We start from the raw sequence: 255 nt of genomic DNA on the forward strand, positions 1-255 counted from the left end.
TTGGGCTTCTCGCTGGCATCATGAATGGCCTTTGCAAATACCTCTTTCCCTACACCACTTTCTCCTAAAATTAACACGGTGGATTTTACCGTACAAACTTTTTTTGCTAAATCAATGGTCGATTGAATCGCGGCACTTTTCCCTTTAATCACATGAAATGGATCTCCAGAATGCTTATATTTTGCTACTTCTTGTTCTAAACGATGGACTTCATGTGACATAGTAAATAACTTCTCATTGAGCATAACCTGATTG

General features: G+C 38.4%; 1 protein-coding gene. It reads right to left on the reverse strand.

Features of this window, described 5'->3' with window-relative positions:
- Positions 1-255: sigma 54-interacting transcriptional regulator (locus tag RYX56_RS23795; RefSeq protein WP_317124311.1), on the reverse strand; the 255-nt coding region annotated here is incomplete at both ends.

It is taken from the genome of Alkalihalophilus lindianensis, from assembly GCF_032843265.1.
Lineage (GTDB): Bacteria > Bacillota > Bacilli > Bacillales > Bacillaceae_D > Alkalihalophilus > Alkalihalophilus lindianensis.